General features: G+C 62.6%; 2 protein-coding genes. One reads left to right on the forward strand and one right to left on the reverse strand.

The features are described 5' to 3' along the window. The coding region (locus tag WCB02_RS34925) for a class I SAM-dependent methyltransferase (protein WP_423965836.1) at window positions 1-1,359 on the forward strand (1,359 nt) is incomplete at its 5' end. Between the two features lie 20 nt (window positions 1,360-1,379). Here the strand turns inward: WCB02_RS34925 and WCB02_RS34930 are convergent. Beyond that, a complete protein-coding gene (locus WCB02_RS34930; RefSeq protein ID WP_423965840.1) occupies window positions 1,380-1,649 on the reverse strand; it encodes an SEL1-like repeat protein in 270 nt (89 codons plus the stop codon). Window positions 1,650-1,671: the final 22 nt, after the last annotated feature.

Genomic DNA, 1,671 nt, shown 5'->3' on the forward strand with positions numbered 1-1,671 from the left:
GCGTGGCCGCAGCTTCTGCCCGCTTCGCATTTGTTCGGCGCTTCGGGCCTGGCGGCGCTGGCGAACGATGAGCTTCTCGCCTGCCTGCTGCAATGCGATCCGGTCGCCGACCTTGGCCTCGAATTCGTGTTCACCAATGTTCGCCGCATCATGCTGACCGCTGCCGAAGACGGCGAACAGCCCGTCGACGAGCCGAGTCTGAAATTTTTCGCCGCCCTGGCCCGGCAATGTTTCATCAACGAATATGTTTATGCGCTGCCGCAAGACGAAGCGGATCGCGGGCGCGAACTGCAATCAAAGCTTGCGCAGGCGCTTAAGAACGGCGATCCGGTGCCGCCATTATGGCCAATCGTCATCGCCGCGTATTTTCCGCTGCATACGACAGCGGGTGCGCAAGCGCTTCTGGAGCGGTCTTGGCCGGTTTATGTGCGCGATCTCCTCGTGCAACAAATAGAAGAGCCGATGCGCGAGCGGCAGATTGCGGCGGCCATCCCCGCCTTGACCGCGATCGAAGGCGACGTATCGCAGGCGGTGCGCGCGCAATACGAGGAGAACCCCTACCCGCGCTGGATCGAAGCCGGGCCGCCGGTGCAGCCCATCATCCTCAAGGACACGCCGCCGAGCGAGGTTCCCAATGTCATGGTTGCAGGCTGCGGCACCGGGCTTTCGACTATCGAATTTGCCCGGCAGATGCGCCACGCCCGCATTCTGGCGATCGATCTGAGCATTGCCAGCCTAAGCTACGCCAAGCGCATGGCGGAAAAATTCGGCCTCGGCAACATCGAGTTCGCGCAAGCCGACATCATGATGGCGGGCTCGATCGGGCGGCAATTCGATTTCATCGACTCGTCCGGCGTCTTGCACCACCTCGCCGATCCTTGGGCCGGCTGGAGGATACTGCTGTCGCTGCTGCGCCCAGGCGGCGTCATGCAAGTTGGACTCTACAGCGAAGCCGCGCGCCAAAATGTCGTTGCAGCGCGCACGTTCATTGCACAGCACGGCTATCGACCGGACCCCGCGGGCATCCGGCGCTGCCGCGCCGACATCATCGCCGCCGACGACCCGGTACTCAAATCGGTGGTGCAGTGGGAGGATTTTTTCACGATCGGCGAATGTCGCGATCTATTGTTCCACGTGCAGGAGCATCGGATCACGTTACCGCAGATCAAATCGTTCCTGACGGCAAACGGCGTGCAGTTTGCCGGCTTTATTCCGGTGCCCTCGCAGTTGCGCAGATTCACGGCGCGTTTTCCCGAGCAAGCGGCGCAGCTCGATCTCGATTGCTGGCACGCGCTCGAAGCCGAGGTCCCCGACTTGTTCGCCGCGATGTACCAGTTTTGGGTGCGCAAGCCGGCATGAACCGCCGGTGTGCGCCGGGCTCACGCCGCCATGGCCGGCACAGGCGCAGGCTCATTGCTGCGCAGCCAATCGCGCGCCGCGCGTTGCGCGCACGCGATCTCGACGTCGGACATCTGATTGGCGACTTCGCGCCGCAACCGAACCGCGTCGGCATTGCCCTTCATCGCCGCGAGATTGAACCATTTATGGGCGGCGACGAGATCGACCGGCGCATCGCGTCCGACCGAATACATCATCCCGAGCTCGAACATCATATCGCTCGCGGCCGGCCCTTCGCCGAGCGGCGCCATATTGCTATCGAGAATTTCATAA

It is taken from the genome of Bradyrhizobium sp., from assembly GCF_049581145.1.
Taxonomy (GTDB): Bacteria; Pseudomonadota; Alphaproteobacteria; order Rhizobiales; family Xanthobacteraceae; genus Bradyrhizobium.